Origin of the sequence: Ancylomarina sp., assembly GCF_041555295.1 — a bacterium.
GTDB lineage: Bacteria > Bacteroidota > Bacteroidia > Bacteroidales > Marinifilaceae > Ancylomarina.
The window spans coordinates 1-3,005 of sequence record NZ_JBFFKR010000351.1 but is presented as its reverse complement, the minus strand read 5'-3'; the positions used below and the strand labels follow the sequence as shown (position 1 = coordinate 3,005).

The window sequence follows — 3,005 nt, the reverse complement described above, 5'->3', positions numbered from 1 at the left end:
TCTACTGCGAGAGTGCAGATGATGTGAAATTTGGTGATGCTATTTTTGATGCTTATGGTGAGATCAATATCAATGGGAATGGTTTTGAAACGGGTAAAGGCGAATTTAAAACTATTATCTTCCGCCAACAAGGTCAAATATTCGGCGATCATACCATCTCAAACCTTGAATTTGCCTTAGGTTATGGTGAAAACTCTATTCAGGCAGGCAGAACAATCAACCTGACCAATGAGTTAACCATGGAAGGTGTGAACTGTTCATTAGTCTACTTAAAATCAAGTGAGAGTGGACAAAAAGCTTTCATTAATTCGACAAAACAACAAATAATCTACCATGCTTCTTTAGAAAACATCAGCATGATTGACGGCAACACGCATAGAATCATTGGGAAATATGTCGATGCTGGTGGTAACGACAATTGGGTAGATACACCCGAAGATGACGATGGTGAAGAGCCACCTTCATTTAAAGAAATATTACCAGTTCGTGAGGAATGGTGTAGTAGTGCAGCAAGTCTCGATCACGTGACCTACTTCCCTATCAACGATAGAACCACATTCCAATGGGCATATAGTCCGGATAATGTAGCTCTTTTTATAGATGAACCTGGGGAAACATCAGCAACTATTGTTGTTAATAAATCAGGTTTCTTTAGAGTTGAGTTGAACTATAATGATCCAAATGGTGATTGTAGACTTTATTCCACTATTCAAGTTGTCATGAATACAACTTCAAATATTGTCATTGAATTCACAACGACCAATGTACAATGTTATGGTGATGAAGATGGCTTTATCAAGGCTGTGGCTCAGAATGGAAATGCGCCCTACTCTTTCTTCTGGACAGATGAAACTGATAATGACGTTGATGCATCGACAAATATTACGACGGGTGAGAGTTTTGCTTCGGGTCTTACTCCTGGTAAATATTTCGTTCAGGTTAAGGATGATAAGGGTTGTGATCAAACAAGCTCTGTAGACATATTTAATGCCTATGAAATGTTCATTAATGGCATTACCCCAAAGGATTTAAAATGCTTTAATGTTACGGATGGAGAGATTCATATTGATGCTTCTGGTGGTACTGGAGCCTTAAGCTATTACCTGGATGGTAATCTTGAGTCAGCGAATATTACGGACTTATCAGCAGATGAATATTTAGTTCACGTTCAAGATGGTAATGATTGTAAATCTGACGAAGAAAGTGTTGAACTCTTCTCTCCTGAAGAAATTACATTCGACTTTGCCTCATCAGGGATATTATGTTCTGGTGATAAAAATGGCAGTATTGATCCTCAAGTTATAGGTGGTATAATACCTTATACTTACAACTGGACCTCAGATAAAGGATTTAGCTCTAATAATCCTGTTCTTACAGATGTTGAAGGAGCAAATTATACCATTGAAATTACCGATGCTAATAATTGTGTTTACTCTGATATATATGAACTTGTTGAACCAGAAGCTATCGTCCTAGATAAACTTACCGTAAGCGATGCGAATTGTTTTGGCGAAGCCACAGGTGAATTATTTGTTGAAGCTGATAAAGGAACTGCACCTTATGAATACACTATAAATACAACTACGAATATCACAGGTCAGTTTACCGATTTAACAGCCAACACCTACTCTTTACAAGTGACTGATAATAACGCTTGTATCAAGCTACAAGATATCACTATTAAAGAGCCAATTGAATTGGGATTTGTTATCTCTGATAATATATCTCCAACTTGTAATAATCTGAAAGATGGTATTATAAATGTCGTTCCTTATGGTGGTAATAGCGATTACAATTTTGCTTGGTCTGGTCCTAACGATTTCAGATCATACACTAAAAATAACACGGGCTTAGATTTTGGTGAGTACACACTTCTTCTTAAGGATAAGAAAGAATGTGCTTACGAAGGAACAGTTAGCCTTATAAAAAGCCTTCCACTACAACTGGGTCTTGTCGTAGAAGAAGAAGTCAGTACGGTTGGTGCCAATGATGGTAGCTTCAGGTTAGAGATTTTGGGTGGTGCTATTCCTTATATGTACACCGTAACAGGACCCAATGGTTATTCTCGATTTAGCCCAACATTCTTCGATGATGACGAGGTTCTATTTGAAAACTTAGTTGGTGGTCTTTATACTGTTACAATTACTGATGAGAGCTCTTGCGGTAGTATTGTAAAAGACATTATGCTTCCAGAAGGCGACCTTTTAATTGCTCAGATAATTGATCAGGAAGATGTGTCTTGTACAGCTTATAGTGATGGTGCTCTAAATGCTACCGCTATTGGTGGCAATGGAACATACTCTTATTCATGGACTGGTCCTTCTGGTTTTACCGCAAATACCAAATCAATTTCTGCTTTAATTGCGGGAACATATAACCTAAGCGTTCAATCGGCAGGACAGTCTGCGACTGATCAAACTATCATTCTAGAGCCAACACCACTGGATGCAACTTCGATCTTAACTAATGTCGCTTGTTTCAACGAACCTAATGGTAGTATTCAACTTGATATTTCTGGTGGAACCCAACCCTATTCAATCCTTTGGGAAGGTGATAGGGGGCTTTACTCACATGCAGATAAGATCTACGATTTAGCAAAAGGAGTTTACTACTATCAGGTAACTGATGCCAGAGGTTGTATCGTTTCAAATTCAGTAACGATAAACGAACCCGATGCTGTTTCGGTTACTCAAGCACATACTGATATTACAGATATTGGTTTACGTGATGGAACCATTACGGTTACCGCAACTGGAGGTACACCGCCGTATACCATCTTTATTTCAGGTCCTAATGAATATTCTAAAAAATCATTTAACAACTTAACTGGTGTTTATACTGTTGGTATCTTAGAGCAAGGAGTTTACTTTATCGAAGTATTGGATGCTAACGAATGTAGAGCTATTACTGAAACCAGAATATATGAAGCTGAGAAAATGGTTGTTTCTCTTGTTGCAAAAACGACACCGATTTGTCATGGTGGAACTGAAGGTTCAATTGAAGTT

Annotated in this window: 1 protein-coding gene; it reads left to right on the top strand. The window is 38.1% G+C overall.

Annotated features, from left to right (window positions below; translation table 11 throughout):
• A partial coding sequence (locus tag ABY905_RS15760; RefSeq protein WP_372645593.1) for a SprB repeat-containing protein occupies nucleotides 1–3,005 on the top strand: 3,005 nt, incomplete at both ends.